Genomic DNA, 16,097 nt, shown 5'->3' with positions numbered 1-16,097 from the left:
GCGTCCGTGACGCCGGCAACGGCGTTGTCGTTGTCGTACACCCACGACGCGACCTGGTTCGCCGACGCCTGCCCGTCCAGCGGCGCCGCGTACTCAGCCGTCTTCCGGTTCAGCACGTCGTACACGAACGAGACGCTCTTACCCCGCGCGTCCGTGGTCTGCGTGACGTTGCCATCGGCGTCGTAGGCCATGCTGCTCGTGCCCGCGTCCGGGTCGGACTTGGCAGTCACACGGCCGAGCAGGTCGAACGTGGTGGACCAGGTGCTGCCGCCGCTCGCGACGGCGTTCTGCTTGCCGTGGCCGTCATATCCGTACGTGATCGCATTGGACGTACCGCCACTCACCGACCACACACCCGTGAACGAGTTCGCGGGCTTCGACAGCGTCGGCGGGGTGCTGTAGGACGCAACGGACACGGTACGACCGAGCGGGTCGACAGTGGTCGACTGCACCGTCCCGCCCTCCGGCGGGAAGACCGTCGTGGTGTCGCCGCTGTAGACCGTCGTCGTGGTCTGCTTCGGCACCGCGTAGGCGTCGGACTCGTCCACCACCGTCCGACCCAGACCGTCGTACGTGAACAGATCCTGGTTGGGGATCTCCGAGTCCTGCGCCGAGGCGAAGCCGAGGGCGGGCAGGTGGTCCTTGTCCCACCACGCGCTGTTCTTCTTGCGCACCCAGCCGTGGGAGTCGTAGACCGACTCGGTGACCATCCGCCCACCCTGCGGCGTCGGCGACTGCGACTGCCGCTCGCGGCCCAGCGAGTCGTAGAGATCTATCGAGGTGATGTACCCGGACGAGTCATTGAGCGCCTTGGCCGTGACACCGGACGGGCTGTTCTTCGAGAGGGTGTACGTGAACAGCGCGTCGGCGGGATCGCTGGTCGGACGATTGTGCCGCCAGACCGCAGTGGTGCGGCCGAGTGCGTCGTACTGGGCGGTCGTCGTCAGTCCGTTGGCGTCCGTGGTGGTGAGCGCCACACCGCGGGCCGGGTCCACAGTCGTGGACGCTGTCTGGTTCTTCGGGTTGGTGACGCTCGTGGTGGTGGTCAAGCCGACGCTGTCGACCGTGTAGGAGGTGGTGGTCTTATTGCCGTTGCCGTCATAGGCGACTACCACTCGTCCGTAGCCGTCGTAGCCGGAGCGCGCCGTGGTCTGCCAGGTGAACGCGCCGCTGCTGTATCCCGACGCCTTCCGCGCCATCGTGACGTTGCCGATCGTGGGCGCGGACTCCTGCGGGAACGTGGTCGCGAAGGAGGCGTCGTCGTAGAAGTTCTGGGTGGCTGAAACCACCTGGGCCGGCCGGCTCACGGATGTCGGTGCGCCGAGGGAGTTGAAGGTCTTCGGGACGCTCGGGGTGCTGTTCTCGGTGAACCCGGAGCAGGCGACGGAGTCCGTCTCCTGGGAGGAGACCAGGCCCGCCAGGTTCTTGGCGGTGTTGGCCGGCGCGTATCGGGTGGCGGTGCACTGGTCGTAGGCACTCGTCGCGGGGACGGTGTGGGCGTACGTGTACGTCGGCAGGCCGAAGGTCGCGTCCGTGGGGATGGCGTCGTAGGCGGTGTCCGTCTCCGTGTAGCGCCACGACGTGCTGCCGCCGCCGGTGATCGCCTGGCGGTTCCACACCTCGGCTTTCCGTACCGTGTGCGCGGTCAGATCCGGCAGATCCGTCCGGGTGCGTGTGGCCGTGGCCGGCGACACCCAGTACGAAGTGACAGTCGAGTCTGTGACGGCTCCACCGTCACCGAGGTAGTTGGTGGATTCCAGAATGTTGCCGGCAAGCTGGTCGCTGTCGGTGTGCTGGCCCCCCTGGGAATCGGTGAGCGAGACCGTGCGGGTCGAGGAGGACGAAAGCCAGTCCTTGTCCATGCCGCGGTAGTAGGTGGCCACGGACTTGGTCTGCTGGTCGTTGGCGCTGTCACCGGTCCGTGTAGTGACGGTGCCGTAGCCGCGGAACTGGCCCCACGTGCGGTCCTTGGCCTTGACTACCTCATTGTCGTCGTGGTGCCAGGCCGCCCCGCCCGTGTAGGCGTAGTCAGTCTCCTTGGCAACCGCACCGCCGGTGATGTCGGTCTCCAGGACCTTGGTGACGGCGTATTTCTCGAACCAGTCGGTGATCGGAGCCGTGTAGTCCTTCGGCATCCAGGAGACCGGATAGCAGGACTTGGTGTTGGACGACGGACTGGCGCTCGCAACGTAGGCCGCGGTGCACTCCTCCGGCAGGCCGTAGGTGACCGAGGTGATGCCGCCCATCTCGTTGGTCACGGCCGAGATCCGGTAGCGGAAAAGGCCCGGGAAAGAGGAGGTGTCGACCCGGTTCTGCAGGTCGGTGCCTGCGAACTCGACGTCGGGCAGTGTGATGGCATCACTGGGCCCACCGGCGATGGCGTGGTTGCCGGTGTGCGAGATCGAGGACAGCCACAGCGTCGGCGAGTAGCCGTCACCGGTCGCGGGCTCCGACTGGTGCAGGGTGTACGTGTCCACCGGCAGGTGATCCTTTGCCGCAGTGGCCCACTGCTTCGTGGTGATCGAGGCCAGTCGTGCCGTCGAGAAGAACGCCGGGGACTGCTGCTGGCAGGTCGTTCCAGAGGCGCAGACCAGGTCGTAGGGTACGTCCGGGTACTGGGCGGCTGCGGTGCTGCTGGACAGCGCGTCGCAGGATTCCAGGGTGCAGCGCGTGGCGGCGGTGTACACCACCTGGTCCGGGACGGTTCCGTAGGCTCCGCCGTCACGGAACCCGTAGTCGATCCGGGCCAGGTAGGAGTCCCGTACGTACGAGACGTTGTGGGCCCCGTTGTCCTCACCGTAGTAGTTGGTGTCCTGGTGGTAGTAGTACGCCATCGCGTCGTCGTGCGTGTTGACGACGTAGTCCAGGTGCCAGCGGTAGGCCATCGTGCACACCGACGAGGCGAACCCGGCCGAGTCGTAGCACGGGTCGCCCGAATGCGCCGAGTACACCGGCACGGTGTCCACGGAGTTGGTCGTCGCCTTGCCCGAGGTCCAGCCCGGCAGCTGGTTGCGGCCGAACTCGTAGGTGGTGCCGTCCCGCGAGGTGACGGTCCAGTAGTCGGTGTTGTAGGTGCCGCTTCCGTTGTCCGAACCGGTGACGTGGGTGACCCTCTCACCCTGGTCGTTCGTCGGCGTCCAGCTCCCGGCGGAGTCCTTGACCAGGGATGTGGACGAGCCGTTCAGGGAAAGCGTCAGGATAGGCCCGTCGTAGCACCTGTCTCCGGTGGAGACCGGTGAGGCGTTCCCCTCGGGCTTCTCCGAGCAGGAGGCGAAGGTCTGCTCGACGTAGGAATCCTGTGTGTTCCAACCGTCGCCCGCCCAGGAGGACTGCGACTGCGTCGATGCGGTCTGGCCGTCCACCGAACCCGAGTTGTAACCCAGGTCGACCGTCGGCTCCAGTCCGCCGGAGGTACCCGGAAGAGCTATCGGATAGGAGTAGGTGAACGCGCCGGCAGACCCTCCTGCCGACCACGACCCTGAGGGCTTGAGCGCGGTCGCGGAGTAGTCGCCGCCCCCGCCGCCGTCAGAGCCCGCGTCGGCGGCGAGCACCATGGCGGCCGGTGCTGCTTGCTGGATCAGGGCTGAGGTCGTGGCCGGCGGTGTGACCGAGGTGCTCTGCGCGGAACCGGCCGCCGGCGAAGTCAGCGCGACCGTGGCAGAGATGCTCTGCGCAGCGGAGTCCTGCGAGGTGGCCAGCGGGGTCTGCCTGCGGCATGCTGCCCGGTCCGGTGTGGTCAGCGCGCACGCCGGAAGCTGGACGAGGTGCAGGCGTGAGGCGTAGTTGCCGCCGTATGCCTGCCCGAATACGGAGCTGTCCAGTCCGACCTGGATGTCCCCGGCGCCGCCTGCCGCTGAACCGACAGTGAAGACAACGCCGTCGATGCCTAGCTTCGTCGCGTCGCTGTGCGGCAGCACCTTGACGGCCATGCTGCTGGGGCCCTTGTACGTACCCTCCTTCGGGGCAACAGCCCTGGCCCACACAGGCGTTCCGGACGCCGACGCCTTTGCCCCGGGCTGCCTGCCGACGGGTGTCGGTAGCGCGGCAGTGCCGCTGGCGGCGGCAGGCCAGTGGGCAGGCGCGGCGTGGAATGCGCGCTTGGTCTGGTCCTCGACCTTGGCCTTCTTCGGCTTCAGAGTCGTCACGCCGGAGGCCGGCTTGGTCTGACGTATCGGCGGTGGACCGGCATGTGTGGGGGTAGACGCCGCCGGACTGGCACTCGCCAGCGACACGGTGACCGCAAGCGCCGCAACAACGCCCACCCACCTGCTTCGTGACCGCGGAAAGCGAACTCCGCGACCGAGCCACGCAACGCGAGCCATCAACGGCACCTGCCCCACCCTCGAACCTGCCTGCGAGCAGGCATGACCAACCCCCGGCTCTCGGCGAGCCGGTAAAGCGGCGACGACTATCGCACGGCGACGTGGATCACGCCGAGACCCTCATGCCCGATATGCCGGACATCAGAATGCAATGTTTTTGTAAAGTAATTGTGAAGGAACTGTGGAAAATCCGACCACATGCCCACCATTTCCCCCATGCGCGATTCGCCCGGCCTACGGCATACGGTCGACGAGAAACCCTGGTTCGGGAGATGCTCGGCCGGTAGTTGCCCGGCCCAACGACCTGTCCCGGCCGGGCCCAAATGCCGAATGTGGGGGTAGTTTTTCCGTGAGACCCGCTCGGACCCGCCGCGCCGTGGCCACCTTGGTGACCGCAGCGCTCGGCGCGCTGTCACTGACCGTCGCGGCCGTACCGGCACACGCGGCTCCCGCCGCGCCGAAGACGGCAGCTGCCAACGGCGCGCCCAAGACGACCACCGACGAAGCTGACGCCTCGGCGAAAGCCGTCGCCACCGGGCAGACGGTGAGTGTGGAGTCGGCCACCACGTCCACCGAGACCGAGTCGGCGAACGCGGACGGCACGTTCACCCTCACCCAGAACGCTGTACCGGTCCGCAAATACACAGCCGGCGCGTGGAAACCGTTGGACGCCGACCTGGTGCGCAACGCGGACGGTTCTGTCTCACCAGCCCTGACGACCGCCGACCTGACCCTGTCCGGCGGCGGATCGGGCCCCCTGGCAGTGATGAAGGACACCGGCCGCGCCCTGTCCCTGGCACTGCCCGCCTCCCTCGGCGACCTGCCCGCCCCCACCCTGTCCGGGAGCAGCGCCACCTACACCGATGTCCTGCCCGGAGTCGATCTCGTGATCGCCGCTGACGTCCAGGGCGGCTTCTCCGAGTCTCTGGTCGTCAAGAACGCCACCGCCGCGGCCAATCCGGCTCTGACCAGCCTGGCGTTCGCCACCCAGGCCAAGGGCGTCACACCGGCCACCGATGCAGCGGGCAATTTCACTGCCAAGGACATTGCCGGCCGCACCGTCTTCTCCGCCCCCGCACCCCTGATGTGGGATTCGGCCACAACGCCGTCCGACGGAACAGTGTCGGCCCGGTCCGCCGTACCGGAGACGGACCCGTCCGGCTCCGGCGACCCGGAAACGTCCAGTACGCTCGCGCCGGGCACAGGCGCGCACGTGGCACCGGTCAAGGCCGTCTACACCGATGGCACAGGGCCCGACACCACGGCTGGAACGATGGCGCTGACGCCGGACGCCTCGCTGCTGAAGAGCGACTCCACGGTCTACCCGCTCTACATCGACCCGCCCTACGCCGCCGGCGGCTCATCGCAGGGCTACACCTACACCAGCTCCTACAACCACTCCACCAGCTTCTGGAACACCAAGGACTCCCAGGGCCTGCGTGTCGGCTACAACGGATGGGAATCGCCGTACTACAAGGCGAACGCCTACGTGCGGATGAGCGTCAGCAGCAAGATCTACGACGCCACGATCGACGCGACCCAAACGCACTTCTACGCCACCGAGACCCACTCCGCCTCCTGCGCCGCGGAACCGGTGGAACTGTGGACGACCGGCGCGATCTCCTCGGCCACCACCTGGGACAACCCCCCGGCGTGGAAGACCAAGGTCGACACCGAGACCGTCGCGCACGGCTGGTCGTCCAACTGCCCGGCCGCGTCGGTCGGCTGGGACATCCACAGCACCATGCAGGCCATCGCCAACACCCCCGCCTCCTCGGTCACCTTCGGTCTCCAGGCCAGTGACAACGGCGACAGGGACCAGTGGAAGAAGTTCGACCCTTCCACCATGAAGATGACCGTCACGTACGACCACAAGCCCGCCAAGCCCACCCTGCTGACCACTTCACCTTCCCGCAACTGCACCGGCGGCATTATGGGCGACGGCGACGTCACCCTCTATGCGGGCGTCAACGACACCGACGGCGGAACGCTCAGCGCCACTTTCCAGGTGACCGTCGACAAAGCGCTCCTCACCTCTAAGACCGTGAGCGCCGCCTCGGGCACCAGGGCTGCCTACACCCTCACCAAGGCCAATCTGCACACCTTGCTCGGCACCACCGCCCCGACCGAACTGTCGTGGACCGTCACGGCCAGCGATGGCGAATACACCTCGGCGCCGTCCGCAACCTGCACGTTCACCGTCGACCCGACCAGATCCGGACCCCCTGTCATCAAAGACACCGCCGACGTCGACTGCAGCGAATCGGCTGTCGCCTACCAGGTCGGAACACCCGCCACGTTCAACCTGGCGTCCAGCGACAGCACGACGCCCGACCACTACCTCTACCAGCTCAACGGCGCCGCACCCGAGACGAGCACCGGATCCAGCATCAGCGTGACGCCCTCCAGAGGCACCAACGTCCTCACCGTCACCCCGGTCTCGGCCGGCGGCAACATCGGGGACACCTCCAACTGCTTCGTCTACGCCGCTCCGGCCGCCACCGCCTCGGACGGTGACCTGACCGGCGACGGACACCCCGACCTGACCGTGGTCGGCGCACAGGCAGGTCTGCCCAGCGGCTACTGGCTCGCCCACGCCACCTACGGCGGGCAGGTGAACACCGGCGCGACCGACATCGGTGCCCAGGGCACCGGCGTCAACTCCGCGGGCTCGCCCGCCGACTGGAACGGCACCCAGGCCGTCACCGGCCACTTCGCCAACGGCGCCGGCTTCAACGACGTCCTCGACTACAACCCCGCCACCGGCAGCGGCTCCGTCCTCTACGGCAACGGCGACGGCGCCACCCTCTCCCCCACCAGCGGCAACCAGGCCAACGTCGCCGACCCGGTCTTCCAGGACAGCCGCACCAACAATTTCGTCACCTCCATCGCCAGCGGCGGCAGACTCTACAACACCGTCGGCGGCTACCCCCTCTCCGGCTTCCCCGACCTGCTGGTCGTCATCGGCGGCAACCTGCTGGACGAAGGCGCCGCGACCACCCCCGGCGCGTTCACCGGCATCGAGGGCGCACTCCCGCTCTCCTCCGTCAACCCCACCGGCACCGGCGACTGGACCGGCTGGACCATTTCCTCCGCACTCGACGGCAACGGCCTGCCCGAACTCTTCGCCCGCGACACCAGCAGCGGTGCGCTGTATTACTACAGCCCCGACGACCTGGCCAACCTCGCCAACAGCAACCCCGCCACCCCCGTGCAGCTCGCCACCAGCGGCTGGACCAGCGCCGCGGCCCCGATCCTCCAGGCCGCCGACATCGACGGCAACGGCACCCCCGACCTGCGCAAGGTCGACACAAGCGGCAAGGTCACCGCCTACCTCTTCAACGGCACCGCGCTCACCGCCCAGCCCGTGCAGAAGATTTCCAGCCCGGATCACGTCTGGCCGCTCGACGACGGTGGCACCGTCGAAAGCACCGACGACGGACCCACCTCCCACGACCCCCCGGCCGCCAGCGCCGCCGACACCAGCGGCAGCCTCACCCTCAACGGCTCGCCGGCCGGCGCCACCTGGAACACCGACGGCGCGCTCGGCCACGTCCTGGCTCTGGACGGCACCACCGGGTCGATGACCACCACCGCTGTGCTGTCCATGTCCGCCCCGTTCTCGCTGTCGCTGTGGGCCAAGTCCTCCGCGGTCGGTGGTGTCATCGCCTCGCAGGACGGCACCAAGAACTCCGGCTTCCTGCTGTACCCCCAGACCGACCGGCGGTGGGCGTTCTGCCTGGCCACCGCCGACGCCACACGCTCCTACGACTGTGTCGCCGGCGGCACGGCCGTCGTCGGCGAGTGGGCCCACCTGATCGCCACCTACGACCCCGCCACCAAGGCCGCCAGCCTGTACGTCGACGACCGGCTCATAGCCCAGGGCACCCACACCGCCGTATCCGGGTTCACCGGCAACTTCACACTCGGCAACGACCTCAACAACGGCGCGCGCGCCGACTACTTCAGCGGCAGCGTCTCCAACGTCCAGACCTGGAACGGTACCGTCCTGAACGGCGAGCAGATCGCCGCCATGGCCAACGTCCCCCTGCCGTCCCAGCTCGGAACGCTGCTGGCACGGGACACCTCCGGCACACTGTGGCAGTACCACGGCATGGGCGCGAGATCGGTTCCGCTGGCCCCCCGGTTCCCAATCGGCGGCGACTGGGACACCTACGACATCATCACCAGCGTCAGCCGTGAGATGTCGGACGGTACGGGCACGCTCGTCGGCCGCGACACCACCGGCACGCTGTGGTACTACCCGGCAACAGGCGATCCGAGCGCGCCCTTCGCTCCACGGACGCAGGTAGGCCCCGGCTGGGGCCAGTACACCTCCCTGGTCGGCACAGGCGACCTCACCGCAGACGGCAACGCCGACCTCATCGCCCGCGACTCAACCGGGACACTCTGGCTCTACCAGGGCACCGGAAACCCGGCAGCACCCTTCCAAAACCGCACCTCCATCGGCACCGGCTGGGGCGGATACACCTCCCTGGTCGGCACAGGCGACCTCACCGGGGACGGCAACGCCGACATCGTCGCCCGCGACTCAACCGGGACACTCTGGCTCTACCAGGGCACCGGAAACCCGGCAGCGCCCTTCCATAACCGCAACTCCGTGGGCACCGACTGGAACACCTACAACGCCATCGCCGCAACCGGCGACGTGAACGGCGACGGCAAACCCGACCTCGTCGGCCGCGCCACCTCAGGCGACCTCTGGCTCTACCAAGGCACCGGCAACGCCACGACCCCCTTCCTGACCCGCACATACATAGGGCCCGACTGGCAGATCTACGACTCGCTGATCTAGCTGAAGCCCCATTCGGTGGGCGGTACCGAATCCGGCACCGCCCACCGCCGCGACGTAAAAACCTGCTACCGGCGATCTGTCATTCCAGCCGAACCGTCTCGACGAACTGCAAGCTACCCCCGCCGACCAGCGACTCTCCCTTCAGCACGCTTTTCGGATCGCCCGCACGCTCACGAGTCCGGTCTCCAACAAGCCCCGCACTCCGCCTTGTCAGCGCCCAAGGGCACACTTTGAGCGTGAACCTCAGCTGGGTCGAATCGATGGGTGGCCCCCTCATCGCCATCCCTGCCTCGGCACTGGCCGCATGGCATGGCTGCACGGGAGACGGAATCGTCCTAAGCGACGGGGACTTCCCGGACGACTACGACCGGGCCTGCGATGTGGAGGACCTGGCCGGGGTCATAGAGGTGGGCGCAGACGGTGCTCAGGCGCTGGTACTCGCCGATGAGCCGGCCACCAGTTGCTTCCTCGCTGAGCACCGAGTGTTCCTCCGCTGGCTTGGAGCAGACTCCGAGGCCGATCTGGTCGCCGCCGTCAAAGCGGTGCTGGCCGATGCCACCGCCCCGTGGGAGGAGTGCGGCACCTGGGCCACGGACGGGCCGGCCGTGCTCATGGACTCAGCCGTAGCGGGAGCCGACCTGAACGTGGAGTATCCCGCGGGCGGACGGCCTGAACAGGCTCCCGTCCCCCTGCCTGCCGGCGTGTGGACGATCCGGGCCGCCCACACCCGAATGGATGGGCGAACCTCCGTCGGTCTGGTCCAGATCCTTCCCGTGGACGCGTAGTTCTGCAGCGTTGGCCCACGCGTGGAAGGTACCCCGGCGTGACGGAGGTCGTACGACCGAGCCGAGATCGCGGAGGCGACCTGGCCTCGGGCCGCTCGATGGTCCAGAATCTCGCTCATGCCGAATCTGACGACATCCGGGAATTCATGAACGGGGAGCCCGGACAGCGCGCCTCATAGGATCCCTGAATTCCGTACCGATGGCCCAGCCGGCCCACCGCCCGCATGGGGATCGGGAACCGTGAAGTCCCGTTAGGTGACAGATCCGGATATTCCATTCGGCCCCCTTTAGTTCCTCCGCCCCGCGGGGATTGTCCGGCACTGTGGGAGCCGTCGGCAGCGGGGCGATTCTGCCGCACCCGACGGTCGGGATCCCGGAAAGCTCCGGGGTCCCGACCGTCGGGAGGCTGGTTCACCGGCCGGGGGCCGTGCGGGGGCTCAGTGGCAGGTGGTCGCGAAGGAGGTGGTCGAGAGGAGTTGGCAGAAGGTGGTGCGGCCCTGGGGGTAGTGGCTGAGGAGGGAGTTGACGTACCAGCCGCTGGACGGGGGGAGGGCGATCGGGGAGGTGGGGGACGTCTGGCCGTCGAAGCCGTAGCGCCAGTCGATGTTGATGTACGTGACGGCGCGGATGACCTGGGAGAGGTCGTAGGCGGTGCCGGTGAAGTGGGTCTGGGCGCCGTCGATGACGCCGTTGGGGAGCGGGCCGCGGTAGGTGAGCAGGGTGGTGAGGCGCTGCATGAAGGCGGTGAAGTCGGCGTCGGGCTGGGTGCCGTCGGAGGCGAGGGTGTCGGACATACGCTGCACGCCGGACTCGGCCACCAGCATGGGCTTGCCGTGCTGCTGGGCCCACCACATCATGCGCAGGATGTTGAGGTCGACGGGGTAGGCGTGCGGGATGGCGTTGACGTTGCCGTTCACGTAGTCGTCGTAGTAGCCGGAGCAGGTGCGGGCGGCGGTGTCCTCGGTGCCGTTCCAGTAGGTGGTGCCGTTCTCGCGGTAGGGCTGGCACAGGTCGTTGTTGAAGACGCTGACGCCGACCCAGTCGGTGACGTCGTCGCCCGGGTAGAGGGCGTCGAACTGGCCCCGCACGGGGTGGTAGACGAACTGCACGCGGTTGCCCGCGCCGCTCTGGGCGCGCAGGAGTTGGGCGACGTGCCGGAAGGCGTTCTTGTACGGGGTGCAGTCGGTGCCGCCCGTGCAGAAGCACGGGGTGCTCACCTCGTAGTCGACCCGGACGAGGAAGGTGGCCGCGGGGTGCGCGGCGACGAAGGAGGACAGCGCGCCGAACTGCTGGTCGTAGCCGCCCGCGGCGATCGCGGCGGTGGCCTGCTGGGAGGCGGTCTGCTTGTCGGCGTCGTTGCCGTCCCAGCCGGGCGGGTTGTCCTTCCAGCTCACGCCGACCTCGATCTGCTTGCCGCGGTCGGCGAGGAAGGAGGCGTACGTGCTCTCGCACGTGGTGCCGCAGGCGCCGGAGAAGCCGCCGTCGCGGACGCTGTAGTAGACCGAACCGCCCTGCGGGTCCGCGCCGGTGGCCGAGGTCAGGTCGTTCCAGGCACCGGTGTTGCTCTGCCCGACCAGCAAGGCGCGGGGGGCCGGGGTGTCGGCCCGCGCGGTGGGCGGCGCCGCGGTCAGCGCGGCAGCGGCGGCGAGGAGGGCGGCGGTGAGCACCGCCGCGGGGCGGCGGAGGGGGCGGGGAATCAGCATGGCGGCTCCTGCGTGGGGGGGTGGGCCGGTTACCGGGTCTTGTGGGGGGCGCGGTTGTCGATGCCGTGGTTCGTCGCCGGGCCACGCGGTCTGAGGCGGGGGCGGTACTCGCGCCGCCCGTACGCCGGGTCTGCGGCACGCGGGATCCGGCCATGCCTCGTTCCGGCGCACACTCCCGTCTGACAGCAGCACCGACGTTCGTTCGGAAACTTGCGATAGTTTCTGCTCGCAGGAACGTAAGGTTCCCCGTCGCCGACGTCAATGCGGCCATCGGTAACGTTGCGGTCGCGGCGCCTGGGGCCATGGGCCCGCGCAGGCGTCGGCGGGAGGCTTCACGGGGGTACACCTGTACAGCGACCGGCGGCACCCCCCCGGCCTCCAACGCCTCGGTAGGGCTCTGTCAGCGGCTTCGCCTCCAGGGCCTCACGTCAGAAACACTGCGACAGTTTCCGACACCCGCGGGCATTCGCCTCCGCCACGGGCGGCTACCCGGCGTCGCCCACCGCGAGGGCGCGTTCGGCGCTGTCGATGAGCTCCCTGTACGTGCGAACCTCGACCCGGTTCAGATGCGAGTTGTGAATGCGCAGCGCCTCGTTGACGTCCTCCTCCGCAACGCCCGAATCACCCTGCGGATACCCGACGAGGACGAGCGCGCTGGCGCGGCGCGTGTCGATGCCGAACTCCGCGAATATGCGCTCGCGATGCTCGTCCAGACCGACGAGGTAGTTGATCGCCTGGCCGACGGCATCGTGCACGTCCCGCCTCGGCACGAGGGAGTTGCGGTGCCCCTTGACCAGTTCCACACCCGCGGCCCGTTTCAGCTCGACCACGTACAGGGATCCGTCGCTGCGGATGAGGGGGATGTCGACCTCGTCGCCGGGGACCAGCCTTCGCTGGTCGGCCTCTCCGATGAAGCGCCCGCCGAAGATCCAGTACATCCCCTTCAGCGCCCGTTGCAGCGCATGCTCGCCGGCCCCTGGGTCCTCGGCCACCTTGCGCAGCTCGCGGAGCCGGGCCGCGCGGCGCTGCATCTCGGCGGCGCGCAGGACCGTACGGCCGTCCTCGTCCGCCGCCAGGACGGACAGCGCCTCGGGGGACGACACGATCCGTCGCGCGGACTCCGCCGGGTCCGTGACCTCCACCCGGTCGCGCAGCACGCGCTCCGTCCAGAGGGCCAGTTCGGAGATCCCGCGCGGAATGTGATAGCGCGCCGGGTCCTCCTCCGGGGCCTGCGTGAAACGGGCGTCCTCGGCGAGCTTGCGCATGCTTTCCAGCACCTCGGAAAGGTCGGCCCCGGGATGCGCGGCGAGATATCTCTCGGCTTCGAGGCACCAGAGTTCGGCGCTCAGGGCCACGGTTCTGGCGATCGACTGGAGTCCCAGCCTGTCGCGCGGGCCGTGGTCGATGTAGTGCAGACGGTACTTCTCCTCGTAGTCCGGCCGGAGGAGCCGCCCCTCGGTGTAGTACAGGGCGTCCTGGAGGGCTCGCACCGTGTCCCATTCCCCCGCTTCGGCGGCGGCGAGGCGTGCCGCACCGAGGAGTTCGCCGAGCCGTCTGCCTCCCTTGCGTTTTCCTCCCGTGCCGGAGCGGACGTGATCCAGGGCCAGGGAGACCGCGTCCCTGGTGGGCTCCGCCGTCGCCGCGGAGAGGATCTTCCCGAGGTGCAACTCGAGTGCCATGTCGGACCGTGTGGACATGTCCCGGATTATCGTGCCGGGGTCTGACACCCGGGTCCTTCTCCCGTGCCGCCGGAACGAGATGACGTTGCCACGGCCCGCGGCCGGAGGGGATCATCGCGGCCATGACGGATACCGCATCGCTCCTGCTCCGACGCCTCCACGCCGCCGGGATGCGGGACGTCGGCGCCGTCGAACCGGTCACCGGGGGGCTGGCGGCGGTCGCGGGGCGGGCGCGGCGGGGGGACGGGACGGAGGTGTTCGTCAAGGGGTTCGCGGAGTCGCCCTCCGACGACGCCTTCGCGGCGGAGGCGGAGGGGCTCGGGGCCCTGCGGGCGGCGGGGGGTGTGGACACCCCGGAGGTGCTGCTCGCCGGGCGGGATCTGCTCGTGCTGTCGGTGCTGCGGCCCCGGCCGGACGACGCGGGCTTCTGGGAGCGGTTCGCGCACGGGCTCGCCCGTCTGCACACGAGTACGCGGCAGCCACGGTTCGGGTGGCACCGGGACAACTGGCTGGGGCGGCGGCGGCAGGTCAACGACTGGGAGGACGACGGGTTCGCGTTCTTCGCGCGGCACCGGCTGCTGCGCTGGCTCGACGAGCCGCGGGTGGAGCGGGCGTTGGACGCCGGGGACCGGGCGGCGCTGGAGCACCTGTGCGAGCGGCTGCCCGAACTGCTGCCGGACGCGCCCGCGTGCCTGACGCACGGGGACCTGTGGGCGCAGAACGTCATGGCCGCACCGGACGGGGGCCCCGCGCTCATCGACCCCGCGGTGTCGTACACATGGGCCGAGGTGGACCTCGCCCACCTGTGGACGACGGCGCCGCCGCCCGAGGCCGACGCCTTCTTCGGCCTGTACGCCGAACTGACCGGGCTGGACCGGGGGTGGCGGGAGCGCATGCCCGTCCTCCAGTTGCGCCAGCACCTCGCCGTCATCGCGCAGTTCGAACCCGACTGGGGCGCGGCCGAGCTGGTACGCGGCACGCTCGCGCCCTTCCGCAGGCGGGCGTAAAAGGGTTTGCCGCCCGGTCCCCCGTCCGCTGGGATGCGGGGGGCTACGGGAGGCGGGGGCAACGGGGAGGCGGGGCGTGGCGGTGTTCGGGTGCGCCGGGTGCGGTGCCGTGCTCACGGCGGCGGTGTCGCGGGTGGCCCTGCCGGTCCATCTGCGCGACGCCCACTGGGAGACCCTGCACCCGCCGCTCATGGAGGCGGGTACCTACGCCGTCGATCCCGAACCGTACGGCCCCCCGTGGCGGCCGGGCCCGGAGTTCGGGGCGGAGGAGGCGGCGGCGCGCGGGCTGTACGCCCCGGTGGCCTCGGTGTCCGACGGGCCGGCCGGGACCGTGCTGCTCGCGCCCGGCGACATGCGCGGCACCGGGCTGATCGCGGGGCGGACGGAGGGCTACTGCCTGGGGATCAACAGCGGTTACGGGCCGAACCTCGGCTGCCTGAGCTGCGGGCTGCCGGTCGGCGGGCGGGACGACGACTGCGGGCACTGGCAGCTCGTCCGGCTGCTCCCGCAGGCGGTGGTACGGCTGCCGGGTCCGCCGGAACGCCGGGTCCTGGACTGGTCGGAGCTGCTCGTGAACGGGGCACTGTGGCGCGGGCTGGGCGGCTTCGAGGACATCCCCGCGGGCGCCGCCCTCGCCCACCTGGTGGCGGCGTCGGGCGGCAGGCCCGTCCGCGTCAGGCCCGGACCGGTCACCGACGTCCTCGGGCGGGGTGTAGCGGCGCTGCTGCCCGCCGGGAAGGACGCGCTCCTGCCCGCCGGGAAGGACGCGCTGCGGCTGGACGTGGGAGGGCCGGGGGCGGGCGAGCCGGACGCCGAGCTGCTGCTCGTACCGGTCCATCCGCAGACCGGCGAGGTGTGGCGGCCGCGCGGCGGTGCGGCGGCCGTACCCGTGGAGGCGGCGCTGTGGGCCGACATGGCCTTCCCGCAGGAGCGCACCCGGCTTCCGGTGGTCGGCGGCCTGCCCGCCGGGGTGGAGCGGGACGATCCGCTGGAGCCGCACCCGGTGATGCCCTTCGTGCCGTCCCACAAGGCCTTCCGGCACACCCTCGCGCGCATGCCCGCCGTCCGCGAGCCGTGGCTGCGCGCGCTCCACGACCGCAGGTGGTGAGGAAACGTGCGGCGGGTGCCGCGCCCGTCCGGCACACTGCTCCCGTGACCGGGATCCTCGTCTCCCCCGCCCGCGAGCGGCTGCTCGCCCGCCTCAACCGGGCCGTACGCCGTCCCTCGGAGCACGGCGGGCTCGCCGCCGTGGCACGTCTGCTGGACGAGCTGGCGGCGGCCGGGGCGGGCGGCGGTGGGGCGGAGGCCGGGGAGGCGGTGTGGATACCGGACACCGTCGCGCGGCTCGCCCCGTCGGCGTTCCTGCGGGAGGCCTTTCCGGGGCCGGACGTGCACGTCGTGGCGTCGCAGTACGGCGAGGACGCGTACCGGCGGGGGTGGCTGCGGCTCGACCGGACGCTGACGGGCGCGGAGCACGCAGCCCTCGCCGAGGCGGTGGTGGCGTGGGCGGCTGACGACCGCACGCTGCCCGAGGTGCTCGGCGCGTTCGGGCCGCCGTCCGTCGTCTTCGGGCCCGAGGACCCGGAGCTGCCCAAGACGCTCGGCTACGCCGCCGGTGACCGTACGGCGCGCTTCGTCACCTTCCACCTCGGCGCCGCGCGGGCGGCAGCGGGTACGGGCACGGCGGGCCTGCTGGCGGTCCGACTGCACGACGGCTTCCTCGACGGGTGGGCGCTCACGCCGCGGGGTGAGACGCAGCTCGCCTGAGCGTCGGGCCGGGCCGGA

Annotated in this window: 8 protein-coding genes; 5 read left to right on the top strand and 3 right to left on the bottom strand. The window is 69.9% G+C overall.

Translation table 11 applies throughout. From position 1 onward, the window contains the following. Positions 1–3,929 (bottom strand): RHS repeat domain-containing protein (locus ACH4PY_RS18750; protein WP_398183374.1); only part of this gene is annotated, 3,929 nt, incomplete at its 3' end. A gap of 769 nt (positions 3,930–4,698) precedes the next feature. Between ACH4PY_RS18750 and ACH4PY_RS18745 the strand changes: the two genes are divergently transcribed. Together ACH4PY_RS18745 and ACH4PY_RS18740 are read left to right on the top strand one after the other, a co-directional pair. After that, entirely contained in the window at positions 4,699–9,138 is a 4,440-nt protein-coding gene (locus tag ACH4PY_RS18745; protein ID WP_398183371.1) for an FG-GAP-like repeat-containing protein, read from the top strand. Positions 9,139–9,374: 236 nt separating this feature from the next. Then, positions 9,375–9,923, top strand: coding sequence for an Imm21 family immunity protein (locus tag ACH4PY_RS18740; RefSeq protein WP_398183367.1), 549 nt, complete (start codon positions 9,375–9,377; stop codon positions 9,921–9,923). Positions 9,924–10,360: 437 nt separating this feature from the next. Here the strand turns inward: ACH4PY_RS18740 and ACH4PY_RS18735 are convergent, their stop codons facing one another. Further along, positions 10,361–11,626, bottom strand: a complete 1,266-nt coding sequence (locus ACH4PY_RS18735; RefSeq protein WP_398183364.1) for a hypothetical protein — start codon at positions 11,624–11,626, stop codon at positions 10,361–10,363. Between the two features lie 485 nt (positions 11,627–12,111). Beyond that, complete coding sequence (locus ACH4PY_RS18730) at positions 12,112–13,305, bottom strand: Shedu anti-phage system protein SduA domain-containing protein (RefSeq protein WP_398183360.1); 1,194 nt, start codon at positions 13,303–13,305, stop codon at positions 12,112–12,114. A gap of 122 nt (positions 13,306–13,427) precedes the next feature. Between ACH4PY_RS18730 and ACH4PY_RS18725 the strand changes: the two genes are divergently transcribed. The 3 genes from ACH4PY_RS18725 to ACH4PY_RS18715 all read left to right on the top strand — a co-directional run bounded on the left by ACH4PY_RS18725 (position 13,428) and on the right by ACH4PY_RS18715 (position 16,079). Then, a complete protein-coding gene (locus ACH4PY_RS18725; RefSeq protein ID WP_398183358.1) occupies positions 13,428–14,312 on the top strand; it encodes a fructosamine kinase family protein in 885 nt (294 codons plus the stop codon). Positions 14,313–14,388: 76 nt separating this feature from the next. Further along, the gene (locus ACH4PY_RS18720; RefSeq protein WP_398183355.1) at positions 14,389–15,420 is read left to right on the top strand and encodes a hypothetical protein; all 1,032 of its coding nucleotides are present in this window, start codon (positions 14,389–14,391) and stop codon (positions 15,418–15,420) included. A gap of 44 nt (positions 15,421–15,464) precedes the next feature. Next, positions 15,465–16,079 carry a hypothetical protein gene (locus ACH4PY_RS18715; RefSeq protein WP_398183352.1) on the top strand — a complete coding sequence of 205 codons (615 nt, stop codon included), beginning with the start codon at positions 15,465–15,467 and terminating at the stop codon, positions 16,077–16,079. The last annotated feature ends 18 nt before the right edge of the window (positions 16,080–16,097 follow it).

The organism is Streptomyces sp. NPDC021224 (assembly GCF_044332905.1).
Lineage (GTDB): Bacteria > Actinomycetota > Actinomycetes > Streptomycetales > Streptomycetaceae > Actinacidiphila.
This window is presented reverse-complemented; position numbering and strand designations above follow the sequence as displayed.